28 protein-coding genes are annotated in these 23795 nt (G+C 43.5%); 15 read left to right on the top strand and 13 right to left on the bottom strand.

All coding sequences use genetic code 11. The features are described from left to right. Window positions 1-140 precede the first annotated feature (140 nt). Window positions 141-503, top strand: a complete 363-nt coding sequence (locus tag FOF60_RS20635) for a HesB/IscA family protein (protein WP_192470160.1) — start codon at window positions 141-143, stop codon at window positions 501-503. A 73-nt stretch (window positions 504-576) separates the two neighbouring features. On the opposite strand, the gene FOF60_RS20630 is transcribed toward FOF60_RS20635, so the two are convergent. Beyond that, complete coding sequence (locus FOF60_RS20630) at window positions 577-1572, bottom strand: NAD(P)/FAD-dependent oxidoreductase (RefSeq protein WP_192470161.1); 996 nt, start codon at window positions 1570-1572, stop codon at window positions 577-579. 374 nt (window positions 1573-1946) lie between these two features. Here FOF60_RS20630 and FOF60_RS20625 point away from each other — a divergent pair, with 374 nt between their 5' ends. The 5 genes from FOF60_RS20625 to FOF60_RS20605 all read left to right on the top strand — a co-directional run bounded on the left by FOF60_RS20625 (window position 1947) and on the right by FOF60_RS20605 (window position 5500). Then, the gene (locus tag FOF60_RS20625; protein WP_192470162.1) at window positions 1947-3164 is read left to right on the top strand and encodes an NAD(P)/FAD-dependent oxidoreductase; all 1218 of its coding nucleotides are present in this window, start codon (window positions 1947-1949) and stop codon (window positions 3162-3164) included. 209 nt (window positions 3165-3373) lie between these two features. Continuing rightward, window positions 3374-3856: an NUDIX domain-containing protein gene (locus FOF60_RS20620; RefSeq protein ID WP_192470163.1), complete on the top strand. Its 483-nt coding sequence runs from the start codon at window positions 3374-3376 to the stop codon at window positions 3854-3856. A 155-nt stretch (window positions 3857-4011) separates the two neighbouring features. Then, entirely contained in the window at window positions 4012-4137 is a 126-nt protein-coding gene (locus FOF60_RS20615) for a YuiA family protein (RefSeq protein ID WP_192470164.1), read from the top strand. Between the two features lie 134 nt (window positions 4138-4271). Continuing rightward, window positions 4272-4592 carry a YuiB family protein gene (locus FOF60_RS20610; RefSeq protein ID WP_192470165.1) on the top strand — a complete coding sequence of 107 codons (321 nt, stop codon included), beginning with the start codon at window positions 4272-4274 and terminating at the stop codon, window positions 4590-4592. A 197-nt stretch (window positions 4593-4789) separates the two neighbouring features. Then, the gene (locus tag FOF60_RS20605; protein ID WP_192470166.1) at window positions 4790-5500 is read left to right on the top strand and encodes a 3D domain-containing protein; all 711 of its coding nucleotides are present in this window, start codon (window positions 4790-4792) and stop codon (window positions 5498-5500) included. A 52-nt stretch (window positions 5501-5552) separates the two neighbouring features. Here FOF60_RS20605 and FOF60_RS20600 read toward each other — a convergent pair whose 3' ends face one another. Together FOF60_RS20600 and FOF60_RS20595 are read right to left on the bottom strand one after the other, a co-directional pair. Then, window positions 5553-6320, bottom strand: a complete 768-nt coding sequence (locus FOF60_RS20600) for a cobalamin-binding protein (protein ID WP_192470167.1) — start codon at window positions 6318-6320, stop codon at window positions 5553-5555. Window positions 6321-6356: 36 nt separating this feature from the next. After that, window positions 6357-6830, bottom strand: a complete 474-nt coding sequence (locus tag FOF60_RS20595) for a divergent PAP2 family protein (protein WP_192470168.1) — start codon at window positions 6828-6830, stop codon at window positions 6357-6359. A 124-nt stretch (window positions 6831-6954) separates the two neighbouring features. On the opposite strand from FOF60_RS20595, the gene FOF60_RS20590 reads away from it, so the two are divergent. From FOF60_RS20590 to FOF60_RS20560, 7 genes are all read left to right on the top strand, one after another. Beyond that, a complete protein-coding gene (locus FOF60_RS20590; RefSeq protein ID WP_192470169.1) occupies window positions 6955-7332 on the top strand; it encodes a DUF309 domain-containing protein in 378 nt (125 codons plus the stop codon). Window positions 7333-7437: 105 nt separating this feature from the next. After that, window positions 7438-8949: a leucyl aminopeptidase gene (locus FOF60_RS20585; protein WP_192470170.1), complete on the top strand. Its 1512-nt coding sequence runs from the start codon at window positions 7438-7440 to the stop codon at window positions 8947-8949. 228 nt (window positions 8950-9177) lie between these two features. Then, window positions 9178-10491: a Na+/H+ antiporter family protein gene (locus FOF60_RS20580; RefSeq protein ID WP_192470171.1), complete on the top strand. Its 1314-nt coding sequence runs from the start codon at window positions 9178-9180 to the stop codon at window positions 10489-10491. A gap of 214 nt (window positions 10492-10705) precedes the next feature. Then, a complete protein-coding gene (locus tag FOF60_RS20575) occupies window positions 10706-11734 on the top strand; it encodes an IS1595 family transposase (protein WP_192473835.1) in 1029 nt (342 codons plus the stop codon). Between the two features lie 38 nt (window positions 11735-11772). Continuing rightward, window positions 11773-12255 carry a hypothetical protein gene (locus tag FOF60_RS20570; RefSeq protein WP_264647601.1) on the top strand — a complete coding sequence of 161 codons (483 nt, stop codon included), beginning with the start codon at window positions 11773-11775 and terminating at the stop codon, window positions 12253-12255. Between the two features lie 102 nt (window positions 12256-12357). Further along, window positions 12358-12954, top strand: a complete 597-nt coding sequence (locus FOF60_RS20565) for a sulfite oxidase-like oxidoreductase (protein WP_192473825.1) — start codon at window positions 12358-12360, stop codon at window positions 12952-12954. A gap of 94 nt (window positions 12955-13048) precedes the next feature. Beyond that, window positions 13049-13240 carry a hypothetical protein gene (locus FOF60_RS20560; protein WP_102264185.1) on the top strand — a complete coding sequence of 64 codons (192 nt, stop codon included), beginning with the start codon at window positions 13049-13051 and terminating at the stop codon, window positions 13238-13240. Between the two features lie 56 nt (window positions 13241-13296). On the opposite strand, the gene FOF60_RS20555 is transcribed toward FOF60_RS20560, so the two are convergent. Then, window positions 13297-13629, bottom strand: coding sequence for a YuzC family spore coat inner layer protein (locus tag FOF60_RS20555; protein WP_192473824.1), 333 nt, complete (start codon window positions 13627-13629; stop codon window positions 13297-13299). A gap of 203 nt (window positions 13630-13832) precedes the next feature. Here FOF60_RS20555 and FOF60_RS20550 point away from each other — a divergent pair, with 203 nt between their 5' ends. Then, the gene (locus FOF60_RS20550) at window positions 13833-14465 is read left to right on the top strand and encodes a DedA family protein (protein ID WP_192473823.1); all 633 of its coding nucleotides are present in this window, start codon (window positions 13833-13835) and stop codon (window positions 14463-14465) included. 183 nt (window positions 14466-14648) lie between these two features. Here FOF60_RS20550 and FOF60_RS20545 read toward each other — a convergent pair whose 3' ends face one another. Then, window positions 14649-14831, bottom strand: a complete 183-nt coding sequence (locus tag FOF60_RS20545; RefSeq protein ID WP_167833633.1) for an asparagine synthase — start codon at window positions 14829-14831, stop codon at window positions 14649-14651. Window positions 14832-14933: 102 nt separating this feature from the next. Here FOF60_RS20545 and FOF60_RS20540 point away from each other — a divergent pair, with 102 nt between their 5' ends. Then, the gene (locus tag FOF60_RS20540) at window positions 14934-15320 is read left to right on the top strand and encodes a PaaI family thioesterase (protein ID WP_192473822.1); all 387 of its coding nucleotides are present in this window, start codon (window positions 14934-14936) and stop codon (window positions 15318-15320) included. A gap of 918 nt (window positions 15321-16238) precedes the next feature. On the opposite strand, the gene FOF60_RS20535 is transcribed toward FOF60_RS20540, so the two are convergent. The 8 genes from FOF60_RS20535 to FOF60_RS20500 all read right to left on the bottom strand — a co-directional run bounded on the left by FOF60_RS20535 (window position 16239) and on the right by FOF60_RS20500 (window position 23301). Continuing rightward, window positions 16239-17390, bottom strand: a complete 1152-nt coding sequence (locus FOF60_RS20535) for an FAD-dependent monooxygenase (protein ID WP_192472627.1) — start codon at window positions 17388-17390, stop codon at window positions 16239-16241. Between the two features lie 147 nt (window positions 17391-17537). After that, window positions 17538-17909, bottom strand: a complete 372-nt coding sequence (mnhG, locus tag FOF60_RS20530; RefSeq protein WP_192472626.1) for a monovalent cation/H(+) antiporter subunit G — start codon at window positions 17907-17909, stop codon at window positions 17538-17540. Beyond that, entirely contained in the window at window positions 17887-18177 is a 291-nt protein-coding gene (locus FOF60_RS20525) for a Na(+)/H(+) antiporter subunit F1 (RefSeq protein ID WP_192472625.1), read from the bottom strand. The genes mnhG and FOF60_RS20525 overlap by 23 nt, the downstream gene beginning before the upstream one ends. Next, window positions 18177-18653, bottom strand: a complete 477-nt coding sequence (locus tag FOF60_RS20520; RefSeq protein ID WP_192472624.1) for a Na+/H+ antiporter subunit E — start codon at window positions 18651-18653, stop codon at window positions 18177-18179. The genes FOF60_RS20525 and FOF60_RS20520 overlap by 1 nt, the downstream gene beginning before the upstream one ends. A gap of 6 nt (window positions 18654-18659) precedes the next feature. Next, on the bottom strand, window positions 18660-20141 hold the full coding sequence (locus FOF60_RS20515) for a Na+/H+ antiporter subunit D (RefSeq protein ID WP_192472623.1): 1482 nt from the start codon (window positions 20139-20141) through the stop codon (window positions 18660-18662). Further along, on the bottom strand, window positions 20134-20475 hold the full coding sequence (locus FOF60_RS20510; RefSeq protein WP_192472622.1) for a Na(+)/H(+) antiporter subunit C: 342 nt from the start codon (window positions 20473-20475) through the stop codon (window positions 20134-20136). The genes FOF60_RS20515 and FOF60_RS20510 overlap by 8 nt, the downstream gene beginning before the upstream one ends. Continuing rightward, the gene (locus FOF60_RS20505) at window positions 20475-20897 is read right to left on the bottom strand and encodes a Na(+)/H(+) antiporter subunit B (RefSeq protein ID WP_023626644.1); all 423 of its coding nucleotides are present in this window, start codon (window positions 20895-20897) and stop codon (window positions 20475-20477) included. Before FOF60_RS20505 ends, FOF60_RS20510 begins: the two co-directional genes overlap by 1 nt. Beyond that, window positions 20884-23301 carry a Na+/H+ antiporter subunit A gene (locus FOF60_RS20500; RefSeq protein ID WP_192472621.1) on the bottom strand — a complete coding sequence of 806 codons (2418 nt, stop codon included), beginning with the start codon at window positions 23299-23301 and terminating at the stop codon, window positions 20884-20886. Before FOF60_RS20500 ends, FOF60_RS20505 begins: the two co-directional genes overlap by 14 nt. Window positions 23302-23795 lie beyond the last annotated feature (494 nt).

Genomic DNA, 23795 nt, shown 5'->3' with positions numbered 1-23795 from the left:
CGTAAGTGCCTTTTTCAGCCCCGACAAGCGTTGGAGGGCATGTCAGTGAAGTCGTTTTTTGACTTCATTAGCAGGACCGAAACGTCTAGAGGGTTAGGCGCTGGAGCTGGACAAAAGAAAGGGATCAAGGAGGTTTTATCGTGGACAATATTGTGATTCTTACTGAAGAAGCTGCATTGCAGGTTAAAGATATGATGAAACAAAACGAGACGGAAGATGCTTACCTTCGCGTTTCTGTAAAAGGCGGCGGCTGCAGCGGCCTTTCTTACGGCATGGGTTTCGCCCATGAAGTGGAAGAAGGCGACACTCAGCTGGAGCAGCATGGCATCAAAATCCTTGTTGATAAGGAAAGCGCACCGGTCCTGAATGGGACGAAGATCAGCTATAAGCAGTCTTTGATGGGCGGCGGCTTTACGATCGACAACCCGAACGCGATCGCATCATGCGGCTGCGGTTCTAGTTTCAAAACGGCAACTCGTGAAGGAACACCTGAAGAGTGTTAAACTAAAGAAAAAAGCAAGGTCCGAGGACCTTGCTTTTTTTTGCATTAAGAGAAGCGTTTGCGCTTTTCCGCTTTTATTTAAACATCGATGAACTGTGAAGCGGCTGTGTCTTCGCTTTTGGATCCATATAGGATTTCGCGTTGTTGACAGCTGTAGGAGCTTCACCGAATCCTGTTGCGATCAGCTTGACTTTTCCTTCATATGTGCAGATGTCGCCTGCAGCGTAAACGCCCGGGATATTCGTTTCCATTTTCGAGTTGACGACGATGGAATTCTTTTCGATTTCAAGGCCCCATTCCTTGATTGGTCCAAGAGATGAAACGAAACCAAAGTTGCAGATGACTGCGTCAACATCAACGGCTACAGTATCATCGCTATTTGCGTCCTTAAGAACGATTTGGCTGATTGCATTGTCATCGCCAATAAGCTCTGTTGGCACATAAGGAGTCTTGATATCAACCTTTGAGTTCTGCAGGTTTTCGACGCTGTGCTCATGGGCGCGGAACTTATCGCGTCGGTGGACGATGGTTACTTGTTCAGCGATTGGCTCAAGCATTAATGCCCAGTCAACGGCTGAATCGCCTCCGCCTAATACGGCAACCTTTTGGCCAGCGAATTGGTTTAAGTCGTCGATAAAATAGTGAAGGTTTTTGCCTTCGTATTGGGCAGCGCTTTCAAGTTCCAGTCTGCGAGGCTGGAATGCACCGTTACCTGCTGTGATGATGACTGTTTTTGTATAATGAACTTCTTTATCAGTAGTAAGCTTAATTGTACCATCTTCCAGTTTTTCCAGCTTTTCAACTGACTGCTCAAGAGCAGTAGCTGGCTCGAATTTCGCCATTTGCTCTTTCAGGTTGTTGATCAGCTCCTGGGCACGGACTTTTGGAAAACCCGCAACATCATATATGTACTTTTCAGGATAAAGTGCTGACAATTGCCCGCCTAATTGTGGCAAACTTTCAATAATCTTAACAGATGCTTGTCTCATTCCGCCGTAGAAAGCAGTGAACAGACCAGCAGGCCCCCCGCCGATAATCGTGATGTCATAAACTTTTTGATCTTCTTTCACTCCATATCCCCCTCACATGTAGTAAAATTGCTCCAATTTTTATAATACCATAAAACGTAAAAATAAACTCCTAATCATAATAGAAGATTCCTTGTGGAACAATATATTGCATAGAAAATTCCCTTTTCATGACTGAAAAATAGTGAAATCAACCTATTTTCTGAATATTTCTAAGTTAACTTAATCGCTTGAAAATGCGCCGCAAAAAGAATAAGATGGATGATAGGCAATAATGTTAAGATTTTGTGACATTTTTAGGACATTTTTTTGAACATTCTAGTGAATAATATCACAAACTTATCCGGAAAAAGATGGCGGCAGATAGAGATGAGCCATTCGACCAAAAATATTTTAAAAAGGTGGAAGTGATCACTTTGAGAAAGCCAAAGATCGTAATTTTAGGAGCAGGATACGGGGGATTAATGACAGCTACCCGTTTACAAAAAGCTGTAGGAGTAAACGAAGCTGACATTGTCCTTATCAACAAAAATGATTACCACTATGAAACTACATGGCTGCATGAAGCATCAGCAGGAACTTTGCACCATGACAAAGTCCGTTATGATGTACGTGATGTAATCGATCGCCATAAGGTTGAGTTCGTCCAGGGTTCTGTTGAAGAAATCAAGCTGGAGGAAAAGCGAGTAATCCTTGATAGTGGTGACGTCGTCTATGATTATCTAGTCATCGCCCTTGGTGCTGAACCTGAAACTTTTGGTATTAAAGGCTTGAAAGAGCATGCTTTCTCTATCGTCAATGTCAACTCAGCCAGACAAATCCGTGAGCATATCGAGTACCAATTCGCAACTTACAATACTGAAGCGGAAAAGAAAGATGAGCGCCTGACAATCGTCGTTGGCGGTGCAGGCTTTACAGGAATCGAGTTCCTTGGAGAACTGACAAACCGTGTTCCTGAACTTTGCCGTGAATATGATGTAGATTACCATAAGGTGAAAATCGTATGTGTCGAAGCTGCGCCAATGGTTCTTCCTGGATTCGATCCTGAGCTTGTGAACTATGCGGTTGCCCAGCTAGAGAAAAAAGGTGTGGAATTCCGCATCGGTACAGCCATTAAAGAAGCGACTCCAGAAGGCATCATCGTTGCCAAAGGAGAAGAAGAAGTCGAAGAAATCAAAGCTGGAACAGTGGTTTGGGCTGCGGGTGTCCGCGGAAACTCTGTCATCGAAAAATCAGGCATCGAAGCAATGCGCGGCCGTGTGAAAGTCCAGCCGGACCTTCGCCTGCCAGGTTCAGAAGATGTATTCATCGTTGGTGACTGCTCATTGATCATCAATGAAGAAATCAATCGTCCATATCCTCCGACTGCACAAATCGCAATGCAGCAGGGTGAAGTATGTGCAAGGAATCTTGCAGCTCTAGTCCGAGGCAAATCCGAGCTTGAAACCTTCACTCCAGATATCAAGGGAACAGTATGTTCACTTGGTGAAGACGACGCGATTGGCGTTGCATTTGGCAAGAAAATGGTCGGCACGAAAGCTTCCTTCATGAAAAAAATGATCGACAACCGTGCGCTTTACATGATCGGCGGTCCTTCAATGGTTCTTAAAAAAGGTAAATTCAACATTCTATAATAGATAATGGGAAACAGGCTCCTAAGTGGGTCTGTTTTTTTATTGTCTACCAGCTTTTGACTAGTTTAGCTCCCGCTAATGTCGGAGGCGAAGAGTCGCTTCCGCATTTTTTCTTATCATGCGAGTCTCACCAGGCGGACAGATACCCTGACGAATCCCGTCTGGTAGGGTACAATAATAGTACAAACTAGCAATGGATGGGAAAATAAATGGGGAAACGTGAGAATGTCTGGCTTGGTGTAGCTGGTGTTGTGATTTCGGAGGATGGGCGCTGGCTTGTCGTCAAAAAGCGATATGGTGGCCTGAAAGGCAGTTGGTCACTTCCGGCAGGCTTTGTTGATGAAGGGGAGACGGCGGATCAGGCAGTCCTCAGGGAAGTGTATGAAGAAACTGGTGTGGAGTGTAGGGTTGGCGGGCTGCTTGGGCTGCGGACTGGTGTGATCCGGGAGTCCATCAGTGATAATATGCTCGTTTTTCGGCTGATTCCGTTGCCGGATCAAAAGGTAAAGGTTGAGGAAAGTGAGCTGTATGATGCAAGATTCATGCTGCCTGAACAACTGAAAGCAGACTCCGATACTTCGCTGCTTCTGCACTTCCTTTTAAGTAAGCCAATTGAACACGTTGTGCCTGGAAAAACTGGATTGGATCCAGGAGAGCAATTTCATTATAGTGCATATCAATTATTTTTATAATTTTCTGAAATTTAAAGAGAGTGACAGATAATTAAAGAAAAAAGATGATGTATCCGTTTTCAATGTGGTTTTTTGGTCAAATTTGAACCTTTTCAAAATTAGAGAATGTCTGATATATTATCAGAAAATTCAATAATAAAAGGAGAGGTTCATAAATGAACATGCACACACACGATTCTAAGGAATGTCCATACTGCTCTGGTAAAGGCTACTTCCAACTGTTGCTTGGCGGTTCAGAAACATGCACATGCTGCAGCGGATCCGGAAAATCAAAAAAATAAGGCACTGCATCTTTGACCTTCGCACAATGCGGGGTTTTTCTTTTTGGCCAAAATCCTGAGACTTACACCATTTCATTGACTCGAAAACGGACAAACAGTAAACTAGAAATGATGTTTAATGGGGGGATATAGACATGATGACAGTTGTCACACTGATCATTTCGATGTTATTGTTTTTTGTCCTGTTCTTCGGGATTGGCTTTTTATTGAATATGCTGCTGAGGATGTCATGGATCATGGCGGTAGTTTATCCATTAATTGCGATTTTCATTATTGATAAGTATCCGTTTATCGACTACTTCAGGAATAGCGGTGAAGCCTTCAGTGATCTCGGACAGCGGCTTACACAATTGGCAATGGCCGACGTATTGATTTTAAGCAGCGGTTTGGCAGGTGCCATTTTAGCTGGTATAGTCATAAGGCTTTTGCGAAAAAAAGGATATCAAATGTTCTGATACAAAAAACCTTCAATTATTTGGAGGTTTTTTTATATGCATGAAATCGGCCTCATTGTTGGATACTATAATTAAGTATCGATCTAATTTTACTTTTAATGGAAATGTAAATAGGACTTTTATCACTTTTTTGCTCCTTTTGGAATATTTCTTGTTTCGTTGGGAAATTAATAGTTTTGGGAGGAGTGAAAAATTATATGAATATTTTAAAAATGTGGGCAAGACGCTCAGCAATGGCGGTTTTATTTTTTGCTGCTATAACTTCTACGTTTTATTCGATTTCGGGAGTTGAAGCTTCTACTGTTTCTACATACGTTTTTGATAGTGCAGGAATTCAACAAGAGGAAAACTCAAGTATAGATCATAAAAAGAAATCCATAGGACTCGCTTTTAAGTTTTTGAAAAAAATATCTGATTTTACAACTAAAATTTCTTCTAGTGAAAAGGTAGCCGGAACGCAGCCCACACTTGAGGAGTCATTGAACTGGTCACAATACCCGACCAAGAAAATCGTCGCAACAGGGTATACAGCAGGGATTGAATCCACTGGGAAAAATCCTGGCCACCCAGGGTATGGAATTACTTATTCTGGTGTAAAAGTGAAGCGTGACCTGTATTCAACTGTCGCGGCTGATCTAAACGTATTCCCGATTGGGACAATCCTGTTTATCCCGGGATACGGATTCGGTGTGGTAGCCGATAAAGGCGGCGCAATCAAGGGGAATAAGGTAGACCTTTATTATGATACGGTAAAGGATGTATACGAGCAGTGGGGCAAGAAGACATTGAATGTATATGTCATTGAGATGGGCAATGGTAAGCTTACAGAAGCCGATTTAAAGGCCCTTAACGAGAATGAATCTATGCAGGTTTTCCGCCAGCAATACACAGGCGGTAAAAAATCATAAAAGTTTAGGCACTTTCCTTGAGTGGAAAGTGCCTTTTTTGTGCTTTCTGGCATTAGTTATGAATGAGATGATACAGTTTTTCCAGGCCATCGAGAAGCCTTGGGGAGGGACGGCAGTATAGCTCTTCTTCGAGAATCAGGATCCGGTCATTCCTCACAGCTTCAAGTTCCTCCCATCCAGGCCTGTTGATGACCAATTCTTTCTTCACCTTTTGCTTCCTGACGCCGACCCAGGCGACACAGATGTAATCCGGGTTTCGCGATTTCACATCATCCCAGTCCGTCTGCACGCTTGCGAGCTCAACGTCCTTAAAAGTATTTTCAGCACCGGCAGCCTCAGACACTTCTGTCAGCCAGTTGATGCTGCCAGGAGTGAATACCGGCTTTGGCCACCATTCCCAGTAAAGCTTTGGTCTTTGGCCGATACCTGCTGCTTTTTGCTTGATGTTCTCCAGTCTGCTCCTGAACCTGGCTGCGGCTTCCTGGCCGCGTTCAGGCATGTACAGGGCATTGGCCGTAGTGATTAAATCATTTTCTATATCGGCTAGGGATTGCGGATTCAATACGATATAAGGAATATTGCGCGCATCAAGGCCTTCAATATTCTTTTCCATTCCCGGAACGCTTAATGACGCAAGGACTAGGTCTGGCTTCAATTCCTCGACGAGGTCAAGGTTAATCGATAGGTCAGGTCCGAGCTGAGGCAGTGTTTTTACCGATTCAGGCCAGTCTGAAAAATCATCGACACCGACAAGGAGATCCGTCAGCTCAAGGAATTCCATGATTTCTGTATTGCTGGGACATAATGATATGACTCTCAATTAATTCACCTGCTTTTAATCTAATTCACTCGAGCCTTAAAGAAGATAGTGAAGAAGCAATGTCAATACTACACCTGTCAGCCCACCGAAAAAAACCTCAATTGGCTTGTGGCCGAGCAATTCTTTCAGTTCCTTCTGTTTCTCCTTTTCAGGCTTATCTTGCCAGCCTTTTGCTTCCTGGGCGAACCGGCCAAAATCAGCCACGAGCTGGTTCAGGACGATGGCCTGCTCCCCCGCCTGCCTGCGGACACCTGATGCATCAAACATCGTGATAATCGCAAAAACGGCGGCAACCGCGAAAACGGCTGAATCCAGCCCGGTTTCAAGCGCCACACCTGTAGCCAGTGCTGTAACCGCTGCAGAGTGGGAACTTGGCATTCCGCCTGTACTTGTCAAAAGCGACCAATCGATTCTTCTCGTCGCAATATATTGAATCGGGACCTTTACGAACTGCGCGAAAAAAATCGCAGCTAGTGAAGCCCATAATGGGAAATTCGTTAATAATTCCATGGCTGTTCCCCCTATATATAAAAAAGTACCTTCTTAAGTAATACCCAAGTTCAATTATAACATTACAGCTAATTTTAAAGGTTTGATAAAATAGTTTTATTACTTCAGGATTGAGGTGAAGGATTTGACGGACTACCCTGTTGAGTATTACGAGTTCTTTATTAAATTCAACGAAGGGGACTATTATACCTGCCATGACTTACTTGAAGATATGTGGATGACGGATAAAGGCAATCTATTTTTAAAAGGCCTGCTGCAGATGAGCGTCGCCATTTACCATTACAGTTACGGGAATGTGAAGGGAGCACGGCTAATGATGCAGGCTGCCCACGACTATTTGCAAAATTACCGTCCGGTATACTGGGGGCTTGATTTAGAGAAAGTTTATCCTTTCATCGATGAATGCCTGAGTACCTTCCCTGCTGAGATCGACCGGGTCCCGTATGAGAAAGTTCCGACACTGCCAGAGCTTCCGGTTTTATATTTGTATCTTGAAGATTGAAAAATGCTCTGATGCAAGAGAATGTACCTGTCAGCAAGATTAGGAAGTCGAAATATTATAAGAGTTTCGATATAATGAACTTATCAATCTGTAGGGGTGAATGATTTGTTTAAAGTGAATGATCAATTTAGTTTTTCAAACAGCCATGACTGCCTGGTGATTGGCTTGTTCAATAAGCCGTCTGGCTTTGAAGGCGCCATGGCAGAAGCCGACCAGCTTTTTGACGGTCAGCTGACTGAACTGGTGAAGAGCGGGGATATCTCGACTAAGAAAAAAGCAATTTCCAAAATACATACTTTCAGTAAAATTAGCGCAAAAAAAGTATATTTTGTCGGCCTTGGCTATGAAAAGGAATATACTTTCGAAACATTAAGGGACGCGTTCGGCCGGCTTTTCAAGACTGCAAAGAAAGAGAAATGGACGGAAGCAGCCGTGCTTTTAGATACTTTTACAAGTGAGAAGGTCGAGCTTAACGACGCGGCGCACGCATTAGGGGAAGCATTCCCGATGGCTACATATGAGTTCGAAGGCTACAAGCAAAAGTCAAACGAGCCTGAGAAGCGGATTGAAAGCCTGACTATTTACAGCGCGGACGAAGCGGGCGAAGTGGAAGCGGCAGCTGAGGTCGGCTATGTTTTTGGTAAAGGAACAAATTCGGCACGTACACTCGTAAATACTCCGGGCAACCTTTTGACTGCGACAGACATGGCTGAATATGCGTTGAAGCTGGCAGAGAAATATGAATTCGAAGCAGAAGTTTTAGAAAAAGAAGAAATGGAAAAACTCGGTATGGGCGCATTACTTGCGGTCAACCAGGGATCTTCACAGCCGCCGAAAATGATTGTCCTGAAGTATCAGGGAAAGGAAGAGTGGAAGGATGTAATCGGCCTTGTCGGCAAGGGAATCACCTTCGACACAGGCGGTTACTCAATCAAAACAAAGTCTGGTATCGTCGGCATGAAGTCGGATATGGGCGGTGCGGCAGCAGTGCTTGGCGCAATGGAAATCATCGGCGAACTGAAGCCGGAGCAAAACGTCGTAGCAGTGATTCCGTCTACAGACAATATGATCTCGGGAACTGCATTCAAACCGGATGACGTGATTACGTCCATGAGCGGCAAAACCATTGAAGTATTGAACACAGATGCGGAAGGGCGCCTCGTGTTAGCTGATGCTATGACTTACGCGAAGCATCATGGCGCAGACTATCTGGTGGATATCGCAACCCTGACTGGCGGTGTCATTACCGCATTAGGCCTGCATACATCAGGAGCTTTGACGAACAACGAAGAGTTTTTTGAACAAGTGCTGGAGGCTTCTTATGAATCTGGTGAGCCAATCTGGCGCCTGCCATTGTTCGAGCGCGACATTGAGCGCGTCCGCGGCAGCAAGATCGCTGACCTGAATAATTCTCCAGGCCCAGAAGGCCATGCCATCATGGGCGGAGCGTTTGTCGGCGAATTCGCAGAAGGCACTCCATGGGTGCACCTGGACATCGCCGGAACAGCGACAACCAGCAAAGAATATGACCTCGGACCAGCAGGCGCAACCGGCGTCATGGCCCGCACACTGGCATTGCTTGTCGAAAGATTTGAGACAGCAGCAGATAAAGAATAGTAGATTGAAAACCCCCGAAGCTGATTATAATGCTTGGGGGTTTTTTATTTCGGTTCAAATCCCCTTAATTGCTGACCATAAAATATCATCTTTTTCCAAATACTATTTCAAACAAACCCATTGACACAAAAAACATATTTATGATAATTTAATACTTGTCATTTTAATTCTCTACCAATTTACCATACTAAAGTAAAATGCAAACTATCATCGAGAGGAGAACTCATAATGAATGCAGTTATTATTGCTGTCCTGGCGATGCTTGTCCTGAGCCTGCTTCGTGTCAATGTTGTGTTGGCATTGATTGCCGGAGCGCTGATCGGCGGGCTTACAGGCGGCTTGAGTATAGAGAAAACGATTGAGGTTTTTACCGGAGGACTAGGAGGCAGTGCCGAGGTTGCGCTTAGTTACGCGCTGCTTGGAGGTTTTGCTGTCGCTATTTCCAAAACAGGCTTACCCAATTTGATGGTTGACTGGATGATCGGCATGATTGGCAAGAACGGAGAGTCGAAAGCCAAAACATATTCTAAAGCGATTATTATCATCCTTATTTTAATGATGGCGATTTTCTCGCAAAACTTGATTCCAATCCACATTGCGTTTATTCCAATTTTGATTCCGCCGTTGTTGATTATCTTTAATGAGCTGAAAATAGACCGCCGGTTAATTGCTTCTGTATTGACATTCGGCCTGACGGCGCCTTATATTTTACTGCCAGTTGGTTTCGGCGGTATTTTCCACGATATCCTGGCAACGAACATGGCAGACAGTGGAATGGAAATCGATATGGGTGATATCCCGACAGCGATGATGCTGCCAGTTGCTGGCCTTGTTGTTGGATTGTTGATCGCCATTTTCGTATCTTACCGAAAGCCTAGAAACTATCAGGACTATCAAGTAGTCCAGGTAGAAACAAGCGAGTATTCCAAAGTCGGAATTATTTTCTCCATTGTTGCGATTGTTGCAGCGCTTGCTGCCCAACTTTACTTTGGCTCGATGATTATCGGTGCGTTGGCTGGTATCCTTGTTGTCTATGCGAGCGGAGCAATCAAGTGGCGTGAAGCTGACAATCTTTTAACAGAAGGCATGAAGATGATGGCTTTCATCGGATTCGTCATGCTTGCTGCTTTTGGTTTCGCTGATGTCCTGAAGGAAACCGGACACGTTGAAACGCTGGTAGCACAGGCTGCTGACGCAATTGGCAATAATAAGTCCCTAGGCGCTCTGGCGATGCTTATCGTCGGATTACTGGTTACAATGGGAATCGGTTCTTCTTTCTCTACGATTCCAATTATCGCTACGATATTTGTGCCGCTCAGCCTTCAACTCGGTTTCAGCCCGATGGCGACGATTGCGATTGTTGGAACGGCTGCTGCACTTGGTGACGCAGGTTCACCTGCATCTGACAGCACACTTGGCCCGACTGCCGGTTTGAATGCTGATACTCAGCACAACCATATCTGGGACACGGTTGTCCCAACATTCGTTCACTATAATATTCCGTTGATCATTTTCGGCTGGATTGCCGCGATGGTATTATAGTTGTGAAAAATATAGCCGTCTTGCTCTTTGGGCAAGGCGGCTTTGTTTATTTTAAAATGGAAATTCGGTAGGATAATAAGAAAAGTGCTGGAGCTAGACACAATCTAAGAGTTTCTTTTTTTAAGGCTCTGTTAAAGGTAAATGTTGATATTTGATACCTGCCCGAAATCTTAGTATAATCAATATAAGAACAAGTATTCGGGAGGTTGTAAGTATGAGTAAAGCGTTTAGTAACTTGTTAAAACACATTGATAAACTACCACATACGAAAAAAGAACAAGTTTATCAATGGGTTAAACGCTATGTTCAACCTTCTTCTTCTGTCGGTGGTCGTCTAATCAATGAAATGCGAGAAACTCGTTTTAAAGAAGGATTTGAATGCCCTCATTGTGCTTCTGAACACGTTGTTAGGTTCGGAAAATATAATGGTCGGCAACGCTACCGTTGTAAGTGTTGTAGTAAGTCCTTTACTGATACAACAAATACAGTCTTATATCGCACTCGAAAAGGTGACGAATGGATTACATTTGTTGATTGCATGTTCAAAGGCTATTCCCTACGAAAATCTGCCGAAATCGTAGGGGTTACTTGGGTTACACTTTTTTATTGGAGACACAAATTGTTAAACGCACTAAAACAAATGGATTTTGAACAATTTGAAGGTATCGTTGAAGTTGACGAGACCTATTTCCTTTACTCTGAAAAAGGTAAACGTGGTATTTCTGAACGTAAACCCCGTAAACGTGGTGGGAAATCCAAACACAGAGGAATTAGTCACGAACAAGTTTGCGTTCTTGTTGCCAGAGACCGCACAAAAGCAACTGTATCAAAAGTAGCTTGTATGGGGCGTGTTGTGAAAACTAAGGTTGAAACTATGATTGGTTCTAAACTGTCACCTGATAATGTACTGGTTACAGATGCTTGGAGAGCCTACAAAACCTATGCAAAAGAAAAAGGAATAGAGCATTACAGAATCAAATCAAATGATGGCAAACACGTTATTAAGGGTTTGTATCACATTCAAAATGTTAATGGTCTACATTCTCGTATGAAACAATGGATAGACCGTTTTAAAGGCGTGTCTACGAAATACCTCGACAACTACCTTTCTTGGTTCTTGTTTGTAGATAGCCGAAGCAATGAAAGCACAAAACACAATATTAAAGAGTTCTTGCTTACATCATTTGTATTTGAAATGAAGGATACTTATGATAGTTTGCGTATGGCAAAATTTAAGGTTTAGAGTTTCATAATTCTCTGTTTAAAATGAGTAGTGTGGAGGTGAACAAAATAATATCACGAAAAATAATTTCTGCATCTGTCTCTGGTTCTATGTTTACTATTTTGTTAGGTCTAATCGTACCTAATCCATTTGGTGGAACTATTTCATCAATACCAAATTATTTATTTGCTGTTGCATTAAGCACACCTGTTTATTTGATGTATAGTTTCCCAGCAATTTTAATTTATGGAGTATTAACCTCTATCATTAGTGATAAAGTCAGTCAATTCATTTCAACAAAAATGAAAAATGAAAAATCTGAAATAGTTATCTCTGGCATTTTACACGCTGTTTTTGGTCTTATATTACTATTGTATAGTTTAGGGGCTTCATTGTTGTTCTTTATTACAGATAGAGTTCTACAAAAGAAAAATAAAGATTTTAAACCTTTACAAGCCATTAAGAGTTTTGCAATTCCATTAGCAGTCTGGCTAATTTTTATGGGGATTGTATATTTAGAGCATATATTAAATGGTGTATAAAAGGTATCGGGAAACCTTTATAAAGGGTTTCCCGAATTTTATATCATTTTTCAACATTAAAGATTAACAGAGCCTTTTTTAAAAAGAAGGGGTGGATCATTCATGTATTTCGGAAAAACGCGTAAAAAGGGCCCATCGGACAGAGTCCCGCCGAACCAAAATGTCACGACCTCTTTTCCTGTCTTGCATTATGGCAATGTGCCGTATTATAAGAATCTCGATGATTGGACCTTGAAGATTTTTGGTCTTGTAGAAAAAGAAGTGGTTTTATCATATAAAGAACTGATGTCATTGCCGCAAATGACATCCGGCAATGACATCCACTGTGTGACTGGCTGGTCCAAGCTGGATAATGTGTGGGAAGGGGTTGCCACACAGGAGTTAGCCAGGCTGGCCAGGCCGACCGAAAGGGCTAAATATGTCATTCTCCATGCTGAGGAAAATTGGACGACGAATCTGCCGATTGAGGATTTTCTTAAGGATACGAGCCTGTTGGCCCATTCCCATAACGGGAAGGAGCTTACCCCTGAACATGGCTATCCATTAAGAGCCGTGATTCCTCATCTGTATTTTTGGAAGAGTGCGAAGTGGATCAGAGACATTGAGTTCGTATCGGAAAACAAACCCGGTTTCTGGGAAGAAAATGGCTACCATATGTATGGTGATCCATGGAAGGAGCAGCGGATGACCTGGGACTAGGCTTTTTTTCTAGTCTAATGGACAAACGCCCATTCAATACCCTCAATGTTCGCATATGAAGTAATGTAGGCAAATATATGAGGGAGGTAGCTTAATGTATAGAAGAAGACCATATTACGGTGGCAGACGCCCATTTGGCTTTGGCTTTGGAGGTCCTTTTGTTGGAGGAGTACTCGGAGGACTGTTAGGCAGCGCACTACTATATCCGCGTCCATATGGCTACGGCTACGGCGGATTCCCGCCATACGGCTATGGCTACGGATATGGATATCCGTTTTATTACTAAATACTGAAACTAATTAACATGGCCGCTGTTTTGGAACAGCGGCATTTTCTAAGCATTCATTCCCATCTCAGCTGCGTAATGATATGGCAGCATTCCTTGTCTCCTGCATAATCCACAAAGTTCATCGTGATTCCATCCGGGTTAAAAGTGATTTTTGGTTTCTTCTTAATTCCGGTTGATTGGATCAACCTTTCTACTTCATTTTGCTGAGATTGCTGTGCGGCAGCCATTAAATCACTGGAAAAAGAAGTAGATGAAGTTATTTTGGTCATCACAAGGTTGGCGTCATCCATCAATGAAATGGCTTTTTGTGCTGAAGTTTTGAACAGTGTAGCATTCACTTCGGGAAATGGACGAGCATGATTTTTATGAAAAAATAAACAATGCATAAGCAGCTTCCCCTTCCTTACGGGTAAGTTTTCGACCTTTTTCAATGTATGAACATAAGTCCTTAAGTATGAAGAAGGGAAAAGCTAAAGCACTGTAAAATAGGAAAAAAAGAGGTGAAATAAGGACGAAAGGAGAATTCTTATACATATTAACTTCTATTGTGAAATAGAATCGGACCAAGGTGGGATGGAGGGGGTGACCCATGGATCTGGAGCTGGTTATCAATATAATTGAGGATAATGGCTATTTGGGTTTGTTTTTGTGGCTATGGTTCGGGGTTTTCGTCATTCCAGTTCCCAATGAGGTTATTCTGACGACTGTAGGACTCGCTTCGGCAAAAGGAGCATTGCACCCAGTTCCTGCATTTTTTGTTACATACATGGGGATTTCTGCAGCCTTTACCACCAGCTATTTACTGGGGAGAATAATAGGGAGAAGAGTGCTGGGGTTATTGGAAAAAAAGAAACGATTCGCGAATTCAATTGAATCTGCAATGAAGCTAATGGAGAAGTACCATGCTTTTTCATTGTCGTTAAGCTGTTTTGCCCCGGGAGTCAGATACTTGGTGCCTTTGCTCTATGGCTTCAGCAGGCTTCCGTTTAAAACCTTTGCCATTTTTGCCTATAGTGGCGCATTCGTGTGGGTCTCTATCATTTTTGTGCTAGGCTATCTATTTGGAGATAAAATGGACTTAGTCATGAAGTACAACAGGGAAGTCTGGTTAGTGATCCTCGGTTTATCGATTATAACTTTCATTTTCGTCCTGCGCAGGAGAAAAATAAAGGCCGCGATTGGGACTGAAGAAGTTATCCTTCAGGAAAGGCAGCACAAATAGCTGCATTCCTGAGGAGGGGTTCTTCGGGAAGGCAGCAAAACCTTCTAATGAGGAATTTATCTGGAGAGGCAGCAAAAAATAGCCGCCTCTTGATGAGGATGTTTTTTTGGAAAGAGGGCTAAAAAGCCGCCATTCCTGTAAAACAGTCATTACAGTGATATGCCAGGTATTCGGACTGGCTGGCTAAAACTCATTCCGGTGTTCGACCAGGTCAATGGCTCCAAGAACAATATGGGCTAACCCGAAACCGAATATGGTGTTAGAAACCATCTTATCGATTTTGCGATTTTGTTTCATAGCGTAACCCGCTGCTGTTACAGCCGTTCCTAGCACCGCAGGAATCATGCCTTCACGAACTCGGTTCATATGGATCACCTCGTTTTTATGATGCGTCCTTTTTGAAGGACTATAATAGTTTTTCCTGTTCTTGATAGTAAATTGTTTGGCAAATATAAGGAGGTAATAAGATTGGAACTTAACAACACACTGCTTGGATCACTGGGAATAGAAATAACTCAGCTGCAAAAAGGAAAGGTAATAGCGACAATGCCTGTAGACGACCGTACAAGGCAGCCATTCGGCTTGCTGCACGGAGGAGCCTCTGTCGCACTGGCAGAGACGGTTGCAAGCGTTGGAGCATTCGAGCTAGTCGACAAGGAAAACGAAGTAGTGGTCGGCCTTGAAATCAACGCCAACCACATCAAGGCAAAAAAGGACGGCCTGGTAACAGCTGTCGGAACTGTCCTCCATCAGGGAAAAACAACCATGGTTTGGGATATAAAAATTACAGATGAAGAAGAAAACCTTGTTTGCATTTCAAGATGTACAATCGCCGTTATAAAACGGAGGAAATGAACCAGCCAAATTGGCTGGTTTTTGCAATTGGTCAGGATTGGAAAGGAAGAGTGCTGAAAGCCGGTGATTAGTGGTTAGTGATTGTGACAGGTTTGGCTTGAGGTGGGGAAAAGCTGTCAAGAAAAGATGGTTATTGTGACAGGTTTGGTTTGAAAAGGAGAAAAGCTGTCAAGAAAAGATGGTTATTGTGACAGGTTTGGTTTGAAAAGGAGAAAAGCTGTCAAGAAAAGATGGTTATTGTGACAGGTTTGGCATGAGAGGGAGAAAAGCTGTCAAGAAAAAGCCGTAATTGTGACAGGTTTGGCTTGAGAAGGAGAAAAGCTGTCAAGAAAAGATGGTTATTGTGACAGGTTTGGCTTAAGAAGGGGAAAAGCTGTCAAGAAAAGATGGTTATTGTGACAGACTTGGCTTGAGAAGGGGAAAAGCTGTCAAGAAAAAGTGGTTTTTGTGACAGGTTTGGCTTGCGGAGGAGAAAAGCTGTCAAGAAAAGATGGTTATTGTGACAGGTTTGGCCTGTGATGGTGAAAAGCTGTCAAGATAAAATGATTATTGTGACAGGTTTGGCTTATGAAGAGGAAAAACTGTCATAAGATCGCCCAGATTCAGACAGATTTCACAGGAAAACCGGAAAAACTGTCATAAGATCGCCCAGGTTCAGACAGCTTTCACACGAAAACCGGAAAAGCTGTCATAAGATCGCCCAGGTTCAGACAGCTTTCACAGGAAAACCGGAAAAGCTGTCATAAGATCGCCCAAGTTCAGACAGCTTTCACAGGAAAACCGGAAAAGCTGTCAGAAGTCAGCCCAAGTTCAGACAGCTTTCACAAGAAACATGGAAAAGCTGTCAGAAGTCAGCCCAAGTTCAGACAGCTTTTACTAGAAACACGAAAAAACTGTCAAAAGTCATCCCCATTCCCATCACAATGCATCCATATCTTCTTCTATTTCAAACACCCTCCTCAGCTTCTCATTATGGAAGGCAGTAGGTGTCATCTGTAGTAATTTGTTACGGATTGAGCAAAGAACAGGGAAATCAATCCGCGCTGCCAACCCATAAATTTTCATTTCGTCTTTAACAATCTTCATACGCTCCTGCCTGTGTGCTTCATACTTTACAAATGCCTGATCAATTGTCTCTTCAATGCTGATCCATTTCGCCAGATATACAGCATCTTCAACAGCCTGTGATGCACCCTGGCCTATATTGGGCATGGATGCATGCGCTGAATCACCAAGTAACAGAATTTTACCCGCAAGAAGAGGTGTCAGTGGCCTCAATTCATATAGCTTATCGTAAATGATCTGGTCGTGGGTGGTATTTTCCAGTATTTCCTGTATTGGTTCATGATAGTAGAAAAAGTTGAACAATAAATCGATAGGGGACCATTCGCTCATGTCGCTGTTTTCTGTAGAGGATTTTTTCAATGCATACCAAAACACCTGATTATCTGTTAACGGAGCAATCCCGAATCTTCCCCTTGCCCCCCAGGTTTCAGTGTAGTCGTGCACCTGCATTGGCGGATCATCCAAGATGCCTCTCCAGCAGGAAAAACCTGTATAAATCAGGCTGCTATTTGGAAACAGTTTTCTGCGAATTTGTGAGGCTGCACCGTCGCAGCTAATAAGATAGTCAGATTCTATACTGGTGCCATCTTCGAAAAATAATGTCAATATATCATCGCGTTTAAAATCAATCATATGCTTATTAAAGTGGAGGGACCCAGGAAGGAGTGCATCTGTCAAAATTCTGTGAAGTTCAGAACGGTGGATGAACAGGTAATTTGGGATATGGGATGGTGCATGATAGTCGAATTCGGCGATGGTATTGCCCGAATCGGATTTAAGCAAACAGCCGTCAGCATCCAATCCGCTTGCGCGCAATTCAGGTCCCAATCCCATAATGTAGAAGGCCCGAATGGCATTGCCGCTTAGAATGATTCCGGTATCAGGTTCATGTACCATTTTTTCTTTTTCATATACCTCCGCATATATTCCTTTCCTTTGCAGTGCAATTGCTGTGCTTAACCCGCTGATTCCGCCGCCGACAATTGAGATTCTTGCATCGTTCATAACACTTAACCTCCATTACGCAAAACAGGAATCCTAATCCTACCTTAACTATACGTGACTAATCCTTTGGTTGGTATGGATAAAAATTGAATTTTACATGTACAAAAAAAGCCATCAGGTGGATATACCTGATGACCTTTAACATGATTATTTCAATTCTTCAGCTTTCATCGCTTTCCGTGCTTTTGCAAGGTCGTCCTGGACAGTGCGGTCTGATAGCTTGACCCCGCTGTTATAGGCAGCCCTTGCAATCAAATGCCCTGCAACAGGAGAGGTCAGGAAAATGAAGGCTACCCCCAGCAATAAACGGGAATTGAAATGATGTTCAATCAACCAGAAGTAAAGAAATGTGCCAAGCAATACGAGCATGACTCCCATAGTTGCACTTTTCGATGCTGCGTGGTTCCTTGTATAAACGTCAGGAAGCCTGATCAGCCCAAAAGCAGTCACAAGGCTTAGAAAGGCTCCGAGCAGGATGAACACTCCTGCAAAAAACTTAACGATCTCCATTTCTGTCATATTCCATGATTACTCCCTTCTCAAGGAATTTTGAAAAGGCTACTGTTCCGATGAATGCCAGGATACCAATCAGCAGGATGATATCCAGAAAAGCACTGGTTTCAAGAACAATCGAAACTAAAGCAATCACAGAAACTAGGCTTATGCCGATTGCGTCGAGGGCCACTACCCGGTCTGCTACCGTAGGGCCCTTGATCACGCGATAAATAAGACCGAACATCGCAAGTGATATGAAGGTAACTGAAATCCATAAAACCGCTTCAAACATTATCGGCTCACCTCCATAATCGCTTTTTCAAACGTATTTTTGATACTCTGGATTGCTTCATCCGCATCACTGATATCCATCGCATGTACATACAAAATCCTGTTGTCAGGTGAAACATCGACGACAAGCGTTCCAGGAGTCAAAGTAATCAGATTTGCGAGCATCGTAATTTCCCAGTCTTCCTTCAATTCTGTCGGAAAGGCGAAGATTCCAGGCTTTATATTAAGCTTGGGCCTTAGTACTGCCTTTAAAACGGATATATTGGAAAGGATCAGTTCCAATGTGAAAATATAAATCAAGTTCAATACGGCCACAACCCTCAATAAATAAAAGCGGGAAGTGAAGAAACGCCGGAAAATATAAATGATGAGCAGGCCAAAGAAATACCCGACGAAAAAGGAGGCCGGGGAGTAGGATGTCTTAAGGAACATCCAGACAAAGGCCAGAATGAAATTCAGCAAGATTTGAAAAGCCATGGCTCATCACTCCTTTAAAACAGCATTGATGTAGATTTCCGGATTGGCAAGCGTTTCGGCAGCTGTTGAGATAACCGGATAGATAGCTTCTGTTCCGAAGCCGTAAAGCACAGCAAACGCAGTCAGAATTGCTGGGGCAACGAGCAGCCATTTTACTGGTGCCTTTTCTTCATTCTTGTAGGCTCTTGGCGTTCCCCAGAAGCCCCTTATAAAAATTCTCATGACTGAAAACAGGACTAGCAAGCTCGACATCAGTACCACGAAAGCACCAATATAGTTTTCAGTTTCAAATCCAGAGCGCACAATCATCAATTTGCCTGCAAAACCGCTAAGCGGCGGAATGCCGGCAAGCGCAGCTGTGGCGATGAAAAACGTCCACCCAAGTGCAGGGTATCTGTTGATCAGGCCGCTGATTTTCTCAAGGTCGCTCGTACCGGTAATCACGATAATAATCCCAATCAACAGGAACAGTGTCGCCTTGATGTTCATGTCGTGGATCAGGTAAAAGACTGATCCAGTGAGAGACTCCGGTGTCAGGACGGATACCCCGAATAAGATGACCCCGACCGCTACGATGATGTTATAGATAATGATTTTTTTGATATCGGTATAAGCCAGTGCCCCGATGACCCCGGCAATGATCGTCATGACAGCGAGGATTTGCAGCAATTGATGTGTATAGCCGACATCATGGTAAAAGAACAAAGTGTAGGTTCTAGTGATCGAGTATACGCCAACCTTGGTCAGCAATGCCCCGAACAGCGCCATGACAGGTGCTGGCGGCGCGTAATACGATCCTGGCAGCCAGAAATAAAGCGGGAATATCGCGCCTTTCAGTCCGAATACAATCAAGAACAATACAGCAATCACCGTAATGATTCCGGCACTCCCTATTTCGCTGAGTCGCACTGAGATATGCGCCATATTCAGCGTTCCTACCACTGAATACAAATAGGCGACTGCGATAACGAACAAGGCAGATGAAATAACGTTGACGAGTATGTATTTAATCGATTCTCGGAGCTGGATTTTCGTTCCGCCCAATACAATCAATACATATGATGACATCAGCATCACTTCAAAAAATACAAACAAGTTGAAAATATCACCCGTCGTAAAGGCTCCGTTAACCCCGACAATCAAGAAGTTGACGACTGGATAATAGAAAAATCTTTCACGAGCTTCTCCTATGGATTTGAAGGAGTAAAACAACGCTGCAAAGGCGATGATGCTTGTCGTCAATACAAGCAGGGCGGAAAGCATATCCGATACAAGCGTGATGCCGTATGGTGCTTCCCAGTTACTGAGATCCATTGTCTGGATACCATTCCGATAAACATGGTTTGCCAGCATGAAGGAAACAACAATCGTGAGCAGTGCGCTTATCGCAGAAATCCATCGCTGGGCCATGATGTTTTTAGTGAAAAAAATAAGTACAACCCCTGTAATCAGAGGAATCAAGATGGGTAATATGATTAGATTATTCATGTCCTTCCTTTCCTCTCAAGCGATCCATATTATCGGTTCCGAGCTCTTGGTAGGCGCGGTAGGCCACAACCAGGAAGAATGCTGTAACACCAAAGCTGATGACGATCGCTGTCAGGATCAGTGCCTGTGGCAGCGGATCGGCATAGGATGAGGCATGCTCTCCCAGAAGCGGAGCCGCACCTCTTTTTAGGCCTCCCATTGTCAGCAGGAGAAGGTGAGCACCGTGACTTAACAGCCCTGTACCAATAATGATCCTGAGCAAGCTTTTTGAAAGCATAAGGTAGGTGGCTGTCATAAATAAAATTCCAATTAGAAAAGACATTAAGATTTCCATTATTCGCTCTCTCCAATCGTTTGAATAATGGTCATTGTCACACCAATGACGACAAGGAAGACCCCTGTATCAAACAGTACCGCTGTATGCAAAGATGTCTTGCCAAGGAGCGGCAAATAAGCGTAAGTATATGCATGTGTCAGGAACGGCATATTGAAAAATAATGCACCAGCACCTGTTCCAATCGCAATGAGCAGACCGACAGCGACAACTTTTATATAATCAAACGGCAAAATCATCTTGACTGTCTTGATATCAAAAGCCAGTAAAAGCAATACAATCGCTCCAGACGTCATCAATCCGCCGATGAATCCACCGCCCGGATAATAATGGCCTGCGAAAAACAGGTGGATCGAAAACAGGATGATGACGAACAGGACGAACTTTGTAACAGTCTGGAGGATGACATCATTTGTTTTCATCAAGTTCTCTCCCCCTTGTCAGCCGAAGCTTGATCATCGCGAAAATACCAAGGGCAGCAATGCCAAGAACGGCAATTTCAAACATTGTATCGAAGCCGCGGAAATCAACGAGGATAACGTTGACCATATTTTCGCCGCCGGCCTTTTTATAAGTATTTTCAACATAATACTCCGAGATGGAGCTAAACGTCTTATTGCTGTGAGCAGATAAGGCAATCATCGTCACAATTGCACCTACGGCAATCGAGATCAGCGCGTTTGCAGCCCTGAAGCGAATTCGCTCCTCATTTCTCCTAATCTGCGGCAGGTGATAAAACGCCAGAAGGAACAGCGCAACAGATACCGTTTCAATGACCAGCTGTGTCAGTGCCAGATCAGGTGCCCTGAACAGGACGAAGAATAGTGCTACTGTATAGCCAACCGCGCCCAGCAGGATTATCGAAGTCAGCCTTGATTTGGCAAATAAGATGGTAATTGCTGACACGGCCATGATCAACACGAGCACGACTTCAAAAAAGCGGATTGGTGCAACATCGCTCAAGTCCAGCTTGAATGCGTTTTTGAAAATGAGTGTCGAAGCAAGAGCCAAAATAAAGAATGAAAAAATATAAACGAGATATGACCGTATAAATCCGGTCATGTACGACTTTGTGATGTTTCTTGATGTCAGCTCCAAAAGTTCAGTACCGCGGTCATAGATACGATTGAATGTCATCCGTGAAGGAAGCTTGCTATAAATCCCTGCCCATTTAGGCATGAACTTGTAAAGTAAAATCCCAAATGTAATCACACCGATTGTCATGAACAATTCAGCAGTTGGCCCGTGCCAATGTGAAATATGAACATCGAATCCTTCTCCGCTTTCAAGCAATGAAGGAAGAATCGATCCCATTGCCGGCGAAATGATGTTATGTGACAGTACATTAGGGAAAATGCCGAAAATGATGACTAGTGATGCAAGGATAACCGGAGAAATAAGCATTCCGATTGGCGCCTCATGCGGCTTCTTTTCCAATTTCTCAGGCTGGTATTTGCCCATGAATGTCTTGAATACATACATCATGCTGTAAAGGAATGTGAAAACACTTGCTGTCCAGGCGATGATTGGGAACAGGATGCCCCATGTGTCCATATTGAAGATATCCATTTCTGCTATGCGCAGCATGCCTGTGAAAAACATTTCCTTACTCAGGAACCCATTGAACGGCGGTATTCCAGCCATTGAAAACGTTCCGATGATCGCAAGCGTGAAGGTGATTGGCATGAAATTCATCAAACCGCCAAGCTTGCGGATATCCCTTGTCCCAGTTTCATGATCAATGATTCCTGTTACCATGAACAGACTGCCCTTGAATGTGGCATGGTTGATCAGGTGGAAGACTGCGGCAGTGACGGCAACGATATAATATCCATTCTCGATTGTGCCATAATGAAGCGCAGCGGCACCGGCCCCAAGAAGCGACATAATCATACCGAGCTGGCTGACGGTTGAGAACGCAAGAATCGCTTTTAAATCCGTTTGTTTTACCGCTGAGAACGAACCCCAGAATAATGTAATCACACCAACTCCGGCAACGAGCCAGACCCAGGTGCCTGAATGTGCGAACACAGGAGTCATGCGGGCAACAAGATAGATTCCCGCTTTTACCATCGTAGCAGAGTGCAGGTACGCACTGACAGGCGTTGGTGCTTCCATTGCATCAGGAAGCCAGATGTGGAACGGGAATTGAGCTGATTTTGTAAAAGCCCCCAGCAAGAACAAGATCAGTGTTGCGGTGAATAAAGGATGATTCACGACTTCATTGGACATTTCGATTGTTTCAGTAATGCTGAATGTTCCTGTAATGATATAGAGCATCAGGATGCCCCCGAGCATCGACAATCCTCCGAAAACTGTGATCAGCATTGATTTTTGAGCACCGTAACGAGAGCGTTCACGATGGTTCCAGTAGCCAATCAGCAGGAAAGACGAAAAGCTGGTCAATTCCCAGAAAGTATAGAGCACTATCAGATTGTCCGAGAGAACAACCCCGAGCATCGCGCCCATGAACAAAAGCAGGTAGACATAGAAAGTATTCAGCTTTTCTTTGTCAGGATTTAAATAGTAAATCGAATACAGGACAACCAGTGCGCCGATTCCAGTGATCAGCAGGGCGAATAATAGCCCAAGGCCGTCAACTTTTAACGTGAAATCAATCCCAAGCGAGGAAATCCAGGGTACGGTCTCCATAACCGTCCCGCCATGGCCTGTTGTGCTGATGAACTGCAGGAAATAGGCAAACAGCACGGCAGGTAGCGGCAACAGGAACCAGCCCGTATGGATACTCTTGAAATACTTATGTAAAAATGGAATTAAGATCGCGAGTAAAAGCGGTGATAAAACTGCAAGGTGAAGTAACGACAAAAGATAATACCTCCTTATTTAATTCCAAATTCATGGCTTAACATTATATTTTTTGCCAAATTAACCAAGTTCATGCCTCCAACTCACTGATGTAAAAATTATATCGTAAAAAAGTTGGTGATGCATGTCATCGACCTTGAAGAATCAAGGTTTTATCCATTGCTGAATAAAATCATGATTCTTTTTGCATACTAACAGTGAATAGGGGGGATAAGCCATGGCCCGAAAGCTGATTGTATGCGTTGGGATATTCCTGAGTTTGTTCACGGGGTTCATGTTTCTCGATCAAAACGATGACAAAGAGTTGTCAAAAAAAAGGACCTGGAGTGCTGAAAATCCAGCAATCAGATATGGACGAGGTTGAAACAGCAAATTATGTACCATTCGGTTCAAGAGAATACGTCCGGATTGTTCCACAATAACACCAACCTTTTCATACGGACGAGATGCAAAAAGGTTTCAAAAAAATTAAAGTTCCTGCAAAGGGGCTTTTT

Origin of the sequence: Mesobacillus jeotgali (genome assembly GCF_014856545.2) — a bacterium.
Lineage (GTDB): Bacteria > Bacillota > Bacilli > Bacillales > Cytobacillaceae > Mesobacillus.
The sequence above is the reverse complement of the archived record's forward strand: the minus strand, read 5'-3'. Positions and strand labels throughout refer to the sequence as shown.